Genomic DNA, 15,544 nt, shown 5'->3' on the forward strand with positions numbered 1-15,544 from the left:
CACGGGCCATTTTTTCTTCTTCCTTGGCAGAGATCATATCAGCCACAGTGTCAGCCTTTTCCTTTTTCAGCTCTTCCACCTGCCTCAGCAACTGCTGCAGGTTGAGCTTGTGCTCCTGCAGATTCTTGCCATACGCGTTCACATTGGCTTCCAGGTCCGCAATCCTGGCTTCCTTTTCCGCCAGTGTAGACTTGATGTCATTGTATTCCTGCATCAGGGATACATACTCATCGCTTTCAGGTGTGCAGCTCTTCGCTTCTTCCACGATTGCTGACAGCTCTTCCTTGGATTCCTGGATTTCCTTGGTGAGTTTTTTCAGATTCTGCAGGCTTTTTTCCCGCAGGACTTCAATCTGGGTCACTGCATTGATATACTCGTCGATCCGGCCTTTCTTATCCCTGATGATCTCGTCGTACTTGAGTCCGACGACTCCGGGTCTGTTCGTAAATTCATCAGTGAATTTGTTGAATTGCAGGGTGACCAGATATCCCAGCGCCCTGAAAAACTTGCCTAATGCTCCAAACATGTGTTCTCCTTCCGGATAATATAAAGTCGGCCTTAATAAAGATAAACAGCATCAGTGTCGATTTTAATCCTGATCCCGCTCTTTCCGCAGAATTGTTTGAGCAATTCTTCCAGAGAAATTTTCTCAAAAGAAAAATCAATGGCAGTTTTAGCGATGGCAGGAGTGAGATAGATCGGGAGTCCGGTGTTGGTGTAGGTAGAAAGGAATTCCTTCAGCGTCCCTTTTTTCTGGATACCTGTCTGGCCGGTCAGGGCTTTTTTCAGAAGTGCTTCCTTGTCGTTCAATACGACATTATCAAGTTTGCGGACTAACCGTCTCATATTCAGTTTTTTGTCAAAGAGCGTCAGTTCATCAGTGGCGACAGTTAAGGCTTCGAGTATCTCATTGGAATCCCGTTCCCTGAAGAGAGTATATTCATTCTGCTCCACAAACAGAATGCGGCCGTACTTCACTCCGTCCAGATCCAGGATGCCAAGATATTCAATTCTTGCAGGCCTGGGTGCCGTCACAGGGGTGATTGGAGCCACTTCAGAGGTCCCTTCAGCAAACAGCGGACACAACTGAAGCAGCAGTATGGTCAATAGAATTTTCTTCATGATCCCTCCCGTTTTTTTCACATTTTATATCATGTCGAATGGATTTTCAAATGAAGCAGTTTACGCTTTCCGCTTCCTGCGGATCCCTTCCCCTTTTTTCAATCCTTCCATCTCCAGATCCACCTTTCTGGCAATCTCCAGAGTATCCGCCAGATCATTGTTCAATTCCACGAATTTCTCCTCGTCTTCACCATCCATTGCCAGCAGTTTGGTCAGACTGTCCCTGAGATTCTCCACTGTCTGCCCGATATCGCCGATGATCCGCTCCCGCTGGTCCCTGATCACTTCATAAGCTTTTGAAGCAGGATCCAGCAGCCTGAGTTCATCTCTCAGATTCAGGTTAGTCCTCAGCTGCCCGACGCAATGATCATAGAGCTCGTTCACGTTGTAGGTGATGGATGAGATTTTCTTCTGGCAGAGAGCTTTGTCGTTCAACAGTCTGTTCAGGTTCCGCAGTTCGCAAAGCAGATTTTCATCGCGGGCGTCGTTGTCCTTGCGCAGTTCCTGATCCAGTATGTCCAGTTCATGTTCTTTCCCTTCAAGTTCTTCAGTCCGCATGTCTTCAAAGACCCGTTCAGCGAATTTAGTGCTGGAGAGCAGATTCATGCCAAACATTCCTGACCCGATGATCAGGCTGCCAAGACCCAGAAAAGTCACCACAGGTTCTCCCACATTGAAACCCCACTGCAGAAGAAGCAGGCTCAATCCTCCGAGTGACGGATACAGGCTCGCAGGTTCTGCCATGATCCTCAGGAACACTCTTTTGCGGAAATCCTTGTCATTAAACATTTAGAAAACACCTTCACCAGAAAACTGTCATTTTGCAAAAAAGTTGGTAAGTTAGTAAGGTGGTAAGTTTTTAAGAGGAGAAGGCGTCGCTTGAACTATTACAATCTTATAAACTTACTAACCTGCCAACATACTAACATACCAACCACATGCAGTGAATTCCCGTCTCATGCTGCACAGTCCGCCTAATACGCCATCTGAAGAAGTTCAAAGGTCACGGACTGGGCCGAACCTCCAGTGCCGGCAGCAGGTTCAGCGCCGATCGACCTGAGCCTCTGTGGAGAAACCCCGTGCTGTTGCAGATAATCAGCCGCAGCCTTTGCCCGGTTTGAGGAAAGTGCCAGATTGGCGTCTCTGTCGCCTATGGCCATCGAATGCCCGACGACTTTTAAATAGTAATAGGGATAAGTTTTCAGCCGCTCCGCCAGATTGTCGAGATACAACCTTGAACTGACTGTGATTTCAGCATTTCCCCTGCCAAAGGCAATCTGTTCCACCCGCAATTCTCCCAGTGTTACCAGTTGAGACCATTGTTCATCAGTAAGTTCCCTGAGCGGTTCCTGTTCTGCGAGAATTTCCTCAGAAGATGAAGTGCCGTCTGCTACAATGTTGAGCTTTCTGGCAGGATGAAAATTTTCCTGCTGCAGGCTTTTCAGGCACCCGTCAAAAAAAATAGTGGCAACATTACCCTGAGTGGGGTCTTTGCTTATCCCATTGGTCTGGATTAAAACACCGGTGATGTTTCTGATCATATCCTCAAGGTGCAGCAGGCTGGTCTTTTGTTTAAGGATTCCAAAATGCGCGTAATTTTCCAATGTGTTTTTCCAGCTGATCTTCCTGGAGATTACAATGGCTTGATCACGGGTCAGGGGCTGGTTCTGATTTTTTGCGTCGTGCACAAGCAGGTCGGTCAGTAAATCCGGTGATGACTGGTAATGGTAGAGAGCCTTGAAATATGACTTGAGAAGATCATTGAGCAGATCCGGCTCATTGATCAAAAATTTCCGGTTGGCGATCAATACATCCACGATATAACCACGCACTTTGGATGAGTCAAAGAGAATCTGGATTGCTGAGTTTTCCAGGGCTTTTGAGACATATGGTTCCCAGAGGACATAAGCTTCTTTCCGGCCGGGGTTTTGGCTCAGTTTTTTATAAACGTCTTCTGCTCCATTGGCTGTTTCGTACCATTTTGCAGAAAGCAGAGGGAGATTGAAATCAGCCTTCAGAATCCTGGCCAGGGTTTCGCTCGGTGAATCAGGAGTGAAGACAAATTTCACGCCCGGATCGTTCAAATCAGGCAGAGCAGGAATGGTTGATTTATAGGAGACAATGGCATCCGCGCCTACAGTCTCGTCAATCACTGCAATAATGGAGCCGGGAAAGTCTCCCCCTGTCACAGACGCGGATTTGATGTATGCGTCAATCGTGAATACCGCCAGATCAACCTTGCCATCCCTGAGCATTTCTATTCTTTTCTGATAATTCGCCTCATCATTTTCAAAGGACAGCAGCACACCCTTGGAAGACATTTCCTTAAAAACATCTTCCGAGCGCAGTACCGCATATCCGAGAAATGAATCGTGGGCAATTCTGATTTCTTTTCTGTAGATAGATTTTGTCGAGGTTTTTTCCACAATCTGCGAATTGAAATAGGGCATGATAAATTTTTTTCCAGCCAGAGCCAGAGCTGCAATCATCAGAAACAGCACAAAAATTTTCCCGATCCGTTCAGCAGATCGGTCGGAACTTCCTGAAGGGTTCATTTTCGCCCTCCCATTTTACGGAAAAGATACATGAAAACAATGATCATGAAGACTACGGCCCAGGGATTATCTTCATCGACTTTCCGAACCTGTTTGCCGGGAGAACTGCCTGACCCGGGCTGGTCACTTTTTTCTGAATTTTCAACAGCTGCATTCTCTCCGATCGGTTCGTTGCCGCTCACACTCAAACTCTTGACGATTTCCCTGGCCAGCTCGTCAGGCAGTGGGGCAATGGATGCGAAAGCCTCCTGCAGGGAAGCAGTGTCTGTCCCGCCGCCCACTTCGGCGAAGACTTCCCTGATCGCATTTTTCAATTCCTCGGGATTGTCGGCTGTCCGATAGGAATGTGCTGAATTTGCCAGGATATGCTTTGCTTTCATATCAACGCCGATCACGTCGATCGTGATGCCCTTGCTCAGGATGTCGGGCAGATATTTTTTCACCACTTCCGGTGTGGTGGCTTCACCATCAGTCACGATCAGCATTTTGAATGTTCCATATCCGTTCTGGAGCTTTCTCTGTTCCAGCAGCCTGTCAGCCCCGATTTTCATATATTCACCGAGGGGAGTGTTTCCGTATGGTTTGGGGAGATCAATTGCAGCCATCAGCTTCTGATTGTCTTTAGGCCCCAGTTCAAAGATCCAGTCCTTGCAATTACCCGCTGAAAATACCAGCAAACCGATATTTGTAGTATCGGGAATCGTAGGCAGAACCTGTTTGAGGGCGTCTTTGGCGACCTGAATTTTGACACCGCCCTTCATGGAATCATTCATGGATCCTGACGCGTCCAGCACGATCACCACATTATCTTGATATGAACCGCCAGCGTTGGCACAGAAGGAAAAAAGCAGGAAAACTGCCAGCAAATGGTTTCTGGTCATCCATCCTCCAGATTTAGAAGTCAAAATCAGTATCTTTCGTAACTTCGCTGGAAACTTTGACCAGCCTGAATTCCACCCGCATGTTAACCTGGGCTTCTCCCTTGTCCTTCGGCTTGGGGATGATGGGCTCCCTGATTCCCACTCCGATCGGCGTGATCTGCGATTTGTCTATAGCCAGCCCCTTTTTCTCCGCGAACTTTTCCAGTGCTTTGATCACTGACTCTGCTCTCTGCCTGGACAGATTAACGGCAGCCTGCATCGTGTCGCGCGGATTGGATTCAGGTACCCCATCGAAAGCTCCGGACATGATTGAGTCGATCAGATTTTTTGTCTGTGAAAGATCCAGCACTTTGCCGTTCAGGTAGTAAGTGTAGTTTCCAGAGGAGCCGGTTTTCTGGATGATCCCCTTTTTCAGGCCTGCGTTGATTACATTGAGAAGCGTGAGAGTCGGATCCGAGTGTCCCCTCACAGTCATGATCGCACCGGCGAACTTGCTGGCCTGGGTGATTGCCTTCTGAAAATCCTGGCTGTAGGCAGCTTCTGAAAATTCGGTCTGATTGGGCTCGAAATTGATGGTGAAGGTCAGAAGCGTATTCTCGTCTAGAGTCCCTTCGTTCAAGGCCAGAACCTGTTTTTCCACGGCTTCAGCATTGAACTTCTCCCTGTTGGTGAGTTCAGCCGCTGTCTTGATGGTAGAAAGATTTTCCTTGAAAATTTTGGAATCATAATCCAGTCCGGAAGGAAAAAAACCGGATTTTGTCCTGGCATAGCCAAGTTTCAGAGCGAGATTGAGGGATTTCTCATGGAAAGCATCAAAACCGTTGAGATTGTTCTTTTCCGTGAAAAAGACCACGTTTCCAGGGTGACCGACGAAGCTGCAGTCTGAAATCAGCCCGTGCACGTCATCGAGAGTTGGGAACCAGTCCTCGCCGTAAATCTTCTGCGCCATTTTTAGAATTGCAGTGTATTCGGGGCTGCCGGACTTTTCATAGATTTTCATCAGTTTAACCAGTTCTTCGCAGGCCATCAGATAGCCTGCCACGAATTTTTCCACAAAGCTGAAATTGCTCTTGTAAAAATCATCCCTGAAGCCATAGACATCTGCGATCGAGCGGGACAGCTGCTTGGTGCTCATCAGCACCCGCGCCCCTTTAACAGTACCTTCAGCTCCTGAACCGGTGTTTTCGACTCCTCCTGTCAGGCCGGTGACATCCGGGCTGATTACAAAGGCGCCGTCAATGCTCGGGTCGTTCCTGAATTTGCTGGCTGGATAGGTGTTGTCCTTGATCCCAGGTCCTGATCCCAGATTGTCCACCCAGACTACTTTGATATCGTCCCAGGTCAGTCCGGCAGACTCCAGGACGTCGTCCAGCATTCCGACGTGGGGTCCTTCTTTCTGGAGCACGAATTTCTTGCCTTTCAGGTCATTCAGATTTTTGATGCCTGGTCTGACCACGAGATTATCGCCCCCTGTAGACCAGGTGAGCTGCATCACGACATGGGTTTTAGTTTTCTGGTTTGCTCCGATTGTCTCAGAGCACATTCCTATCATCTGGAATGTGCCTCTCAGAGCCGGTGTTTTCCCGGCCAGGTATTCCTTCACCTGTCCGATGAAATCATCGCCCGGAAAGAGTTCGATGTCCAGTCCGAGCTTTCCGAAAATGGAATCTTTGGTGGTGGTCAGTCCGCCATTCGCATAAAAAGTGGCGATGTCGCCGCCCCAGGTGATGTATGGGATCCTGATTCTGCCGGATGCAGGGGAGTTACCGACAGTCACAGGACCGACCAGGCTGTCAAAGGTATCAGCGCCAGCTGCCAGGCAGAGCAGCAGGCTGAAAATTAATGTGTATGTCTGCTTTGTCATATTCTCTCCTTTTTTACAAAAGACTTTTTAATAACTAAAAGAATATCAGATCAGAGTGATAAATTACAGTACCTCCGCTTCCTGAGTACACATCAAACATATATGCTCCGGTCGACGATTTCTGATACCATTTCAGTATGAACTATGAATTAAAAAAGATCGCGGAAAATTTTTTCATGGTGAAACGGCACGGCAGAATGAAAGTGAATGCTGTGGTCGTATCCCGCGAAGACCAGCTCGCTCAGATCGGCAAAGATAAGTCCCTGCACCAGCTCGTAAACATGGCGGCACTGCCGGGAGCAGTCGACCCTGTGCTCGCCATGCCGGACATGCATCAGGGCTATGGATTTCCCATCGGCGGAGTGGGCGTCTTTAATACTGACGAAGGCATAGTTTCACCGGGTGGAGTAGGCTATGACATCAACTGCGGGGTAAGGCTTCTTGCCACAGGGCTGCATTTTGGGGATATAGAGAAGGAAACCGGGAAAATTTCCGGACTGCTCGGGAGTTTCGTGCCTGCAGGAGTCGGACGCGGCGGAAAATACACTGTCAAAGACAGGGATCTGGAAAATGTGCTGGAGCAGGGCTGCCGCTGGGCTGTGAAAAAGGGGTTTGCTGATCAGTCCGACCTTGAGAGGATCGAAGACGGAGGATGCCTCACCGGAGCCGAGCCTGACTCAGTTTCAGAGCGGGCCAAAAAGCGCGGCTTCGACCAGCTCGGCACACTCGGCTCAGGCAATCATTTCCTCGAAATCCAGCGTGTGGATCAAATCTACAATCCTGCAGCAGCCCGCCATTTCGGGCTCTCTGACGGCCAGGTCACTGTGATGATCCATTCAGGTTCCCGCGGACTTGGATACCAGGTCTGTGACGATTACCTGGCTGAATTTCTCAAGTACGCGCATAGAGAGAAGATCGAGCTGCCTGAACGGGAGCTTGCGTATGCAGCTCTTGATTCGGATGAAGCCAGGTCATATCTTGGAGCGATGTCTGCGGCAGCCAATTATGCCTTTGTCAACCGCCAGCTCCTGTCATTTCTGACCGAGGAGACCCTGCAGCGGATGTTCCCTGGGTTGCGGCTCTCACTGATCTATGATGTCTGCCACAATATCGCCAAATTCGAGGAATTCGAAATCAATGGCAGAACGCGCCAGTACTGCGTACACAGGAAAGGCGCCACCAGAGCCCTGCCTCCAGGGCATCCTCTGCTTCCGGAATGCTACCGCCCGATCGGCCAGCCTGCCATCATCCCCGGCAGCATGGGTACTGCTTCATATCTGCTGGTGGGAAAGCCTGAAATCACGCAGAAAACCTTCAATTCTGTCTGCCACGGCGCAGGCCGCCTTTTTTCCCGTAAAGCAGCGACCAGGAAACTCGATTTTACCAGCCTGATGCGAGATCTGGAGCAGAAAGGCATTGTTATTTTCGGTCATTCAAAAAGAGGACTGCTTGAAGAAATGCCTGATGCCTATAAAGATATAGATACAGTAGTGGATGTAGTGGAAAAAGCCGGCCTGGCTGTAAAAATTGCCAGATTCGTGCCGATGGTGGTGATCAAGGGTTAGTGGGGTCAGGTCTTGAAAATTAGCGTTTTAACGCTAATTTTCAAGACCTGACCCCATAGCACGAAGGCGCGGATCGCTCCACGCCTTCAGCTTATATATGCGTAACCCCAATTATGTTTATATGTTGGTAGGTCCGTAGCTGTACAAAATCCGCAGAACGGATTTTGAAACAGCTTCGGATAGGTTAGTAGGTTAATAAATATTTCCGTATTTCTTCAACATACCAACATACTAACCTACTGACATACTAACTACTTAACTTTCCATCTTTCAGCTCTAATATTCTGCTCGCGAAACCATCGAAAGCCTTGCTGTGCGTTACGATTACGAATCCGGTTCCTCGCTCCTGCCGGCTTTTTTTCACAAGTTCCACGATCTTTCTTTCATTCACCTGGTCCAGGCTGCCTGTCGGTTCGTCGCAGAAACAGATCAGAGGCTCATGGATCACGCTGCGGATAAAGGCGATCCTGGAGCGCTCGCCGCCGGACAGCATCCTGACATGCTGCCTTGCTGTTTCCTGGGTAATCCCGGTTTTTTCCAGGAACACCCTCGCCATTTCCTTCCAGTGCTTCTCCTTGAATTTTCCGGACACCGCAAGTGGCAGATAAAGATTTTCGTAACAATTCAGATCTTCCATCAAAAACAGATCCTGGAACAGAAATCCAAATTTCTGTCTGCGGACTGCATCCCATTTTCCCCGGGAAACTTCGGTATCCTCTATCAGGATTCTCCCTGAATCCTGAGCTTCCAGCAGAGATAATAAATACATCAGCGTGCTCTTACCGGCTCCAGATTCACCTTTGACCAGCAGAATTTCACCCCTGCTGATTTCCAGTGAAACATCTTTGATAACGGATTTTGATCCGTATGTTTTGCAAATACTTTCAGCTTTTATCAATATCATTTATCATCTGTGTAGAGACGCGCCATGGCACGTCTCTACGAACATATTCAGAAAGCAAGAGAATGTTGGCGGTTTGAAACCGCCACTACCTCGAATTAACCAGAAAAACCTTGCGCAGAGTCGGATCTGACACATAGATGTTCCCAGTACTGTCTTCGTAATAAAGCTGCTCAATGCCTGCACCCAGATTGATACTGTCGCTCATCGTGAGGGATGTTGGTGAAATCTCGTACAGGAATCCATTGCCGCTTGCCGAGATGTAAACAGTGGAACCTGCAAGTACGCCAGCCACCGGCGTACCGCCATAAGACAGGGTGTTGTATAGTGAATCGTTGCTCAAGGCGACGTTTATCAGATTGTCGCTGCCTGAGTCGACGATCACCAGATAACTGTCGGTTTTCACCATGTCCGAAGCTTCCAGTCCGACAGGGACCTGTGCCAGTTTGGCATGCGTGTCTGCGGCGTAAACTTCCAGTATCTGGGAAAGCTGGCAGAGCACGTAAATCTTGCCGCTGATCTTTTCCACTCTGACAGGTCCGTTTGAACAGGCCATAGAATCAGTAACCTGATAATTGGAAAGGCTGATCGTGCAGACAGTGTTGCTGCCGAAATTGGTCACCAGCAGCTGATTGTCGACTTTAGTCAGGAACACCGGGTAGACCCCGACTTCCACATCCTTGAAAAGCACTCCTGTGTCTTTTCTGAAAATACTGACTGTATTTGCCCATTTATTCGCAACATAGATATAGTTGTCATCCACGAGGATATGCTGCGGATTTTTTCCAGTGGCGATCGTGCCCATTTCCTCCAGAGTGTTCTTGTCATAGAGATGAATCAAGTCATGGGACTGGTCGAGCACATAAAGCAGGCTGTTCGAAACAGTGACTTTACCTGGTGTATAGTCAGGATTAAGAGTTGCAATCACTGAATTTCTGGGCATCTTGTTGAGCACTATCCTGCCCAGGTCTTTATTTTCACCTGAAATCAGCACTTGAGTGCCAGGCAGCTTGTTGATCTGATAACCAGTCTTGGAGAAAGTGAAAGAATAGGTGCCGGGCGGCATATTCTCAAAAAGGAATGTGCCGGCAGAGCCGGAAAAAACCTTGTTGCCGCTGGCATCCACCTGCACGTTCGGAACAGGTGCACCGGTTCCATCCACGATTGTACCCATGAGCTTTCCTGGGGCAGGGCTCAGAGTGATGTCTGCCTTGGAAGTCTTACCGACCTCCACGATCAGGCCTTTTACACTGGTATTGGTCACAAAGCCTGCTGAAATTATCACCAGATCGTATGTACCTGGTTCAATCGGGAAATAGAATGTCCCATTGTTCAATATTTTGGAGGTGATTTCCACACCTGTTTTCTGAATACTCACCATACTGGGTGCTGCCGGAAAGATCTTCCCGTCGATGATGCCAAGCTCTGGTTTGGTCAGGTCAAAATAAGTGGGGTCGATCTGCGTATTGTGCTTACTCTGCACATACACGTTTTCAACTTCCTGCATCCAGTAGAGATATTCAAATCTCAGGGTATATTTTCCAGCCGGCAGATTTTCAAACAGATAATTTCCGACTGAATTTGTGACTGTCGTAAATTGAGGCAGTTCCTTTACAGTCACTTCCACGCTGGAAAGTGGGGACAGATTCTGGCTTCTGACCTCTCCGGCGATCGCACCGAAAATGCTCTGTGAAGCGATCTTTTCCAGAACAATCTCACCCAGGTCTTTAGTTTTGTTCTTTTCAATCAGCACAACCTGCTTGTAGGTTTCAAAACCATATTCCTTGACCGTGATCTCATAGGTGCCTGGCTGCAGGGAATCGAAAGTGAACTTGCCGCTGTCGTTTGAGAGCACGAAATTCTGATTCGTGAGATAGCAGATCACCCCGCCTGAATTGGATTCGCCCTGTAAAATCACTTTTCCGGTCAGAGTGCCGGGTGATTCCAGTGCTACATTCACTGTTGAGACCTGATCAGGCTTCACGTCCACATTAGGAGTGGCATTCTGTACATATTTTGGTTTGTATGCCTTGACCAGATATGTGCCGGACGGAACCTTGGAGATCGTGAAATTCCCGTCAGTGTTGGTATTGGCCTGGAGTGTGCTAGTGGCAGAGGCAGAGGCCATTTTTTTCTGCAGATTCGCCTTGAAAGACGGACTGCGGCGCGCAGCCCTTTCGTAGCGTTCTGCTGCAGCCAGTACCTGCCCGGAATCCGCCTCCGGATCAAGGGTAATCACGATATTGCTGTAATCAGAACCACCGTTGGTCACAGTGGCTCTGCCGGCCACGACACCATTACCCACCAGAGTTCCGTTCAAAGTGCTGCTCCCGCCTGAGCAGCCGATGAATACGCTCAGAAGAAAGAGCAGAAAGGTCATTATCAGTCGTTTTACCAGGGTCATACGCATACTCCTTCTTTGTTTATTTTTTAATTCTTTTCTTGGCTTCTTTAATATTTTCTTCTGCCTGCTTGGATTCGAAACTTCCGGGAGCCATCTTGATCACCCGTTCCCATTCTTTGACGGCTTCGTCATACAGGCCGCGGTTAAAATACATTTCCCCCAACACTCCGTAAGCTCTGGACATCGTGGAATCAATTTTTGTCACTCCGGCGTCTTCTTTCCATTTGTCGTTCTCTACGACTGAATATGGCTGCATCACCACGTTCATTCCGATGCTGTCGTAGTCAGTGATGTATTCCCGCTTGAGATCCGGATTTATTTCCACGGCTTTCTTCCAGTATGCGACCGCATCATTATATTTTTCCCTGTAATACGACAGATTTCCCATGCAGATATATGCCTTGTAGTTCTTGGCATCAGCAGCCAGGATCTTGCTATAGGCTGCTTCGGCTTTGACATACATTCCCTTTCTGGTGTAAAGACCTCCAAGTCTGAAGAGCATTTCCACGTTGTTCGGGTCTTTTTCCAGAGCTTTTTCAATCTTGCTGATGGCAAGCACATCATTCCCCTGATACTCATAAAACTTGGCTCTGCTGTATAGATAATCGGAGGTTTCCTTCACATCCTGGTTGCATGAAGCCAGAATAAACAGTGTGGCAACCAAATACAGCAGAAGGATATATTTTTTCATCTGAAACTCCGTCCTGTTTTTTCTTTGTATCGGTATATTCAGGGAAGATTTAATTGGTCAAGCGGTATTTTTGAAGTGTTTTCTTTTTAATTTTCATTGCTTCCCATAGAATTGTTTCGGCAGGAAGAATGAAATTATACATTATTCTGATTTCAGGAATCTTTATCTTCGCAGAGGGATGCGGCACCAGGCAGGAAATCTCTATGCAACCCAAAGAGATCTTCCCGTCCGTTTCTAACGTTTCAACCCAGACCTCTGAAACCAGTCTCTCTCCAGCTTATGGAGATTCCCTGATTGAAATCTATCTATCAGACGCTGTCACTCTGAACCCAGTGTTAATCGCTGACGTTCCTTCCAGAAGAATTTCCCAGCTGATTTTCGGAAGCCTGGTGAAGGAAAGTCCATACTATGACATTCTTCCGGATCTTGCTGAAACCTGGGAAACACGGGCCGATGGAAGAGCCATTACTTTCCATCTGCGCGATGGAGTCAAATGGCAGGATGGTGTTCCTTTTTCTGCAGATGATGTCAAATTCACTTATGAAAAAATCATGGATCCCAAAACTCAGACCTATGTCAGGGATGATTTCACACTGGTGAGCACCGTTGAAGTGCTGGACAGGCTGACTCTGAGAGTAGAATATTCCGAACCATTCGCTCCAGCGCTCTGCGGCTGGACAATCGGCATCATACCAAAGCATCTTTATGCCAGTGAAGAGATCAACAGCTGCCGCTACAACAGGGCTCCGATAGGAACCGGTCCCTTCAGATTCGTGGAGTGGAAGCCTCAGGAGCAGATCATCCTGGAAGGAAATCAGGACTATTTCGGAGGCCGTCCATACCTCAACCGATATATCTGCAAAAACATCCCTGACCCTTCCATGGCTTTTCTCTGCCTGTTGCGCGGGGAAGCGGACATGATGGAACTGACTCCTGACCAGTATGTGAAAAAGGCCAATACCGGTGATTTTTTAAGCAGATTCAATGTCTACCGCTATCCCTCTACTTTATATACCTATCTCGGATTCAATCTGACCAATCCGCTGTTTTCCGACAAGTCTGTCCGCCAAGCACTTACGATGGCCGCTGACAGGCAGGCGATCATAGATAATGTCCTCTATGGCATGGGAATGGTTCTTTCAGGTCCCTTTCCTCCTTCTTTCTGGGCTTACGACAATACGGTCAAGCCTCTTCCCTTTGACATTGAAAAATCAAGGGCATTGCTTTCAGAGGCAGGGTGGAAAGATCTGGATGGAGATGGAATTCTGGAGCGCGGGGGTAAAAAGTTCGATTTCGAGCTGGTCACAAACAACGGCAATGAAATGCGCAGACTGGCCGCCAGTCTGATCCGGGATGACTGGAAGAAAATCGGCGTGAATGTACGCCTGAAATTCGTGGAATGGGGCGTGCTGATGGATGTCTGCGATTACAAGTCCTTCGATGCACTGATCATGGGCTGGTCACACCGGACTGATCCTGATCCGTTCAGCCGTTTTCATTCCTCAGTGATCCCTGACAAAGCGAGGGGATTCGTAGCCGACAATTTCTGCTCATATATTAACCCTGCAGCAGACAAGCTGATGGTGGAAGGCAGAACCACCTTTGAGCTTGAAAAACGCAGGAAAATCTACCATGAATTTCACCGGATCATCAGCGAAGACCAGCCTTATGTCTTCCTTTTTTCGCAGGATACCATCATCGCGGTTTCCAACAGAGTGATGGGAATCGAAGTGGCACCCGCTGGAATCAGATACAACATCCAGGGATGGTATGTTCCAAAACAGTTTCAGAAGTATTGACCTCCTTTTTGCTTACCTGCCCTGAATCTGTTAAGCTGTTTTGCGAGGCGGGAATGAATAGATTATTCATAATTCTGGCAATTTTTGTTTATTTTTTAATCGGGTGTTCCAAAGATGTACCACCCTCTAACCCACAACCTCAACTGCCTCCTCCAATTGAGCAGACTGTCGAAGTCAAGGAAGACACTATTTCCCTGTCTCCGGAATACGGTGACACGCTAGTCCGGGCTACTTTTGCTGATGCGGTAATCCTGAATCCGATCCTGACTCCAGACGTTCCGTCCGGAGTGATTACCGACCTCGTTTTCAATGGTCTTCTCCGTGAAAATGAAAACCTCGAACTGGAACCGGATCTGGCAGAAAAATACATTGTCAGCAAGGATGGACTTGAGCTCGATTTTGTGCTGAAAAAGGGCGTGCGCTGGCACGACGGTGTTGAATTCACGGCTGAAGACGTCAAATTCACCTATGATAAAATCATGGATCCAAAAACCCAGACTTATGACAGGGAAAGCTTTGCATTGGTAAAAACCCTGGAAGTAATAGATCCCTATCGCGTGAAAGTTATTTATTCCAAACCTTTTGCCCCGGCTCTCTATGCCTGGGAGGAAGGCATAATTCCCAAGCATATCTATGAAAAAGATGATATCAACACCAGTAAATACAATCGCTGTCCGGTCGGTACTGGTCCATTCAAATTCGTGGAATGGTCTCCTCACGAGCAGATCCTGCTGGAAACCAACAAGGATTATTTCGCGGGAAGGACATATCTGGACCGTTTTATTTTCAAAGTGATTCCTGACCCCACGATGTGCTTTCTTTCCCTTCTCAAAGGTGAGGCTGACATGATGCCTCTGACTCCTGACCAGTATAAGAAACAGGCTCAGTCTGCTGAGTTTCTTGACAAATTCGATGTCTACCGTTACCCGAGTGACGCCTATAGCTACCTTGGATTCAACCTCACCAAGCCCATTTTCCAGGATCAGCGCGTGCGCCAGGCTCTCTCTTACGCCACAGATAAGAAATTGATCATCGACGATATCCTGTACGGCTATGGCCAGGCAACCAGCGGCCCGTTTATCCCTTCATCCTGGGCCTATGATAAAAGCATTGCACCCTATCCGTTTGACCAGGAGAAGGCCAGGAAACTGCTGACTGAAGCGGGCTGGACAGACAGGGACGGGGACGGCATACTGGAACTGAATGACCAGAAGTTCATCGTCACCATCACGACCAATAAGGGCAATGAGACCAGGAAGCTTGCAGGGAGCCTGATCCAGAGCCTCTGGGAAAAAGTCGGGATCAAAGTCAACCTGGAGATCGTGGAATGGGGAGTCTTCAACGACCTGCTCGACTATAAAAAATTCGATATCGCCTTCCTGGGCTGGGGCGACCTGACCGGAGATCCTGACCCGTATTCCATGTGGCATTCTTCGGCAATCACAGATAAGGAAAAAGGCAAGGTAGGCGACAATTTCACCTCATACAGCAATCCGGAAGTCGACAAACTCCTGGAAGAGGGTAGGACCACCTTTGATCTTGAGAAGCGGAAACAGATCTACCATAAATTTCATGCGATCATCGCTACGGAACAGCCCTATATTTTCCTATTTGTCGCTGACAACATCTATGCGCTGGACAAACGCATCCACGGCATCACAGTGGCACCTGCAGGCATCACATACAATCTGGAAAAATGGTATGTGCCCAAGGGAATGCAAAAATATTGATTTGCTTTTGAGATCTGTTTCAGATATAATAA

Annotated in this window: 12 protein-coding genes; 3 read left to right on the forward strand and 9 right to left on the reverse strand. The window is 48.1% G+C overall.

What is annotated here, in order from left to right; translation table 11 throughout:
- The 6 genes from PHW04_13420 to PHW04_13445 form a co-directional block, all read right to left on the reverse strand.
- Positions 1-526: hypothetical protein (locus PHW04_13420; GenBank protein ID MDD2716887.1), on the reverse strand; the 526-nt coding region annotated here is incomplete at its 3' end.
- A 32-nt stretch (positions 527-558) separates the two neighbouring features.
- The gene (locus tag PHW04_13425) at positions 559-1,122 is read right to left on the reverse strand and encodes a hypothetical protein (protein MDD2716888.1); all 564 of its coding nucleotides are present in this window, start codon (positions 1,120-1,122) and stop codon (positions 559-561) included.
- Positions 1,123-1,182: 60 nt separating this feature from the next.
- The gene (locus tag PHW04_13430; GenBank protein MDD2716889.1) at positions 1,183-1,911 is read right to left on the reverse strand and encodes a hypothetical protein; all 729 of its coding nucleotides are present in this window, start codon (positions 1,909-1,911) and stop codon (positions 1,183-1,185) included.
- A gap of 185 nt (positions 1,912-2,096) precedes the next feature.
- The gene (locus PHW04_13435) at positions 2,097-3,677 is read right to left on the reverse strand and encodes a phosphate ABC transporter substrate-binding/OmpA family protein (protein MDD2716890.1); all 1,581 of its coding nucleotides are present in this window, start codon (positions 3,675-3,677) and stop codon (positions 2,097-2,099) included.
- Positions 3,674-4,558 (reverse strand): VWA domain-containing protein, encoded by an 885-nt coding sequence (locus PHW04_13440; GenBank protein MDD2716891.1) that lies wholly within the window; start codon positions 4,556-4,558, stop codon positions 3,674-3,676. The genes PHW04_13435 and PHW04_13440 overlap by 4 nt, the downstream gene beginning before the upstream one ends.
- Before the next feature lie 13 nt (positions 4,559-4,571).
- Positions 4,572-6,422, reverse strand: a complete 1,851-nt coding sequence (locus PHW04_13445; protein MDD2716892.1) for an ABC transporter substrate-binding protein — start codon at positions 6,420-6,422, stop codon at positions 4,572-4,574.
- Between the two features lie 137 nt (positions 6,423-6,559).
- Between PHW04_13445 and PHW04_13450 the strand changes: the two genes are divergently transcribed.
- Positions 6,560-7,987, forward strand: coding sequence for an RtcB family protein (locus PHW04_13450; protein ID MDD2716893.1), 1,428 nt, complete (start codon positions 6,560-6,562; stop codon positions 7,985-7,987).
- 247 nt (positions 7,988-8,234) lie between these two features.
- Here the strand turns inward: PHW04_13450 and PHW04_13455 are convergent, their stop codons facing one another.
- The 3 genes from PHW04_13455 to PHW04_13465 form a co-directional block, all read right to left on the reverse strand.
- Positions 8,235-8,891, reverse strand: a complete 657-nt coding sequence (locus PHW04_13455; GenBank protein ID MDD2716894.1) for an ATP-binding cassette domain-containing protein — start codon at positions 8,889-8,891, stop codon at positions 8,235-8,237.
- A gap of 85 nt (positions 8,892-8,976) precedes the next feature.
- The gene (locus tag PHW04_13460; GenBank protein MDD2716895.1) at positions 8,977-11,292 is read right to left on the reverse strand and encodes a carboxypeptidase regulatory-like domain-containing protein; all 2,316 of its coding nucleotides are present in this window, start codon (positions 11,290-11,292) and stop codon (positions 8,977-8,979) included.
- Positions 11,293-11,311: 19 nt separating this feature from the next.
- Positions 11,312-11,983 (reverse strand): tetratricopeptide repeat protein, encoded by a 672-nt coding sequence (locus PHW04_13465; GenBank protein ID MDD2716896.1) that lies wholly within the window; start codon positions 11,981-11,983, stop codon positions 11,312-11,314.
- 128 nt (positions 11,984-12,111) lie between these two features.
- On the opposite strand from PHW04_13465, the gene PHW04_13470 reads away from it, so the two are divergent.
- Together PHW04_13470 and PHW04_13475 are read left to right on the forward strand one after the other, a co-directional pair.
- The gene (locus PHW04_13470) at positions 12,112-13,782 is read left to right on the forward strand and encodes a peptide-binding protein (GenBank protein MDD2716897.1); all 1,671 of its coding nucleotides are present in this window, start codon (positions 12,112-12,114) and stop codon (positions 13,780-13,782) included.
- 53 nt (positions 13,783-13,835) lie between these two features.
- Complete coding sequence (locus PHW04_13475; GenBank protein MDD2716898.1) at positions 13,836-15,512, forward strand: peptide-binding protein; 1,677 nt, start codon at positions 13,836-13,838, stop codon at positions 15,510-15,512.
- Positions 15,513-15,544 lie beyond the last annotated feature (32 nt).

This window comes from Candidatus Wallbacteria bacterium, assembly GCA_028687545.1.
Classification (GTDB): Bacteria; Muiribacteriota; JAQTZZ01; order JAQTZZ01; family JAQTZZ01; genus JAQTZZ01.

Bases quoted from the DNA above. Each gene is read 5' to 3' on its own strand.
- PHW04_13425 (MDD2716888.1), bottom strand. From the start codon at position 1,122: ATGAAGAAAATTCTATTGACCATACTGCTGCTTCAGTTGTGTCCGCTG.
- PHW04_13430 (MDD2716889.1), bottom strand. From the start codon at position 1,911: ATGTTTAATGACAAGGATTTCCGCAAAAGAGTGTTCCTGAGGATCATG.
- PHW04_13435 (MDD2716890.1), bottom strand. From the start codon at position 3,677: ATGAACCCTTCAGGAAGTTCCGACCGATCTGCTGAACGGATCGGGAAA.
- PHW04_13440 (MDD2716891.1), bottom strand. From the start codon at position 4,558: ATGACCAGAAACCATTTGCTGGCAGTTTTCCTGCTTTTTTCCTTCTGT.
- PHW04_13445 (MDD2716892.1), bottom strand. From the start codon at position 6,422: ATGACAAAGCAGACATACACATTAATTTTCAGCCTGCTGCTCTGCCTG.
- PHW04_13450 (MDD2716893.1), top strand. From the start codon at position 6,560: ATGAACTATGAATTAAAAAAGATCGCGGAAAATTTTTTCATGGTGAAA.
- PHW04_13455 (MDD2716894.1), bottom strand. From the start codon at position 8,891: ATGATATTGATAAAAGCTGAAAGTATTTGCAAAACATACGGATCAAAA.
- PHW04_13460 (MDD2716895.1), bottom strand. From the start codon at position 11,292: ATGACCCTGGTAAAACGACTGATAATGACCTTTCTGCTCTTTCTTCTG.
- PHW04_13465 (MDD2716896.1), bottom strand. From the start codon at position 11,983: ATGAAAAAATATATCCTTCTGCTGTATTTGGTTGCCACACTGTTTATT.
- PHW04_13470 (MDD2716897.1), top strand. From the start codon at position 12,112: ATGAAATTATACATTATTCTGATTTCAGGAATCTTTATCTTCGCAGAG.
- PHW04_13475 (MDD2716898.1), top strand. From the start codon at position 13,836: ATGAATAGATTATTCATAATTCTGGCAATTTTTGTTTATTTTTTAATC.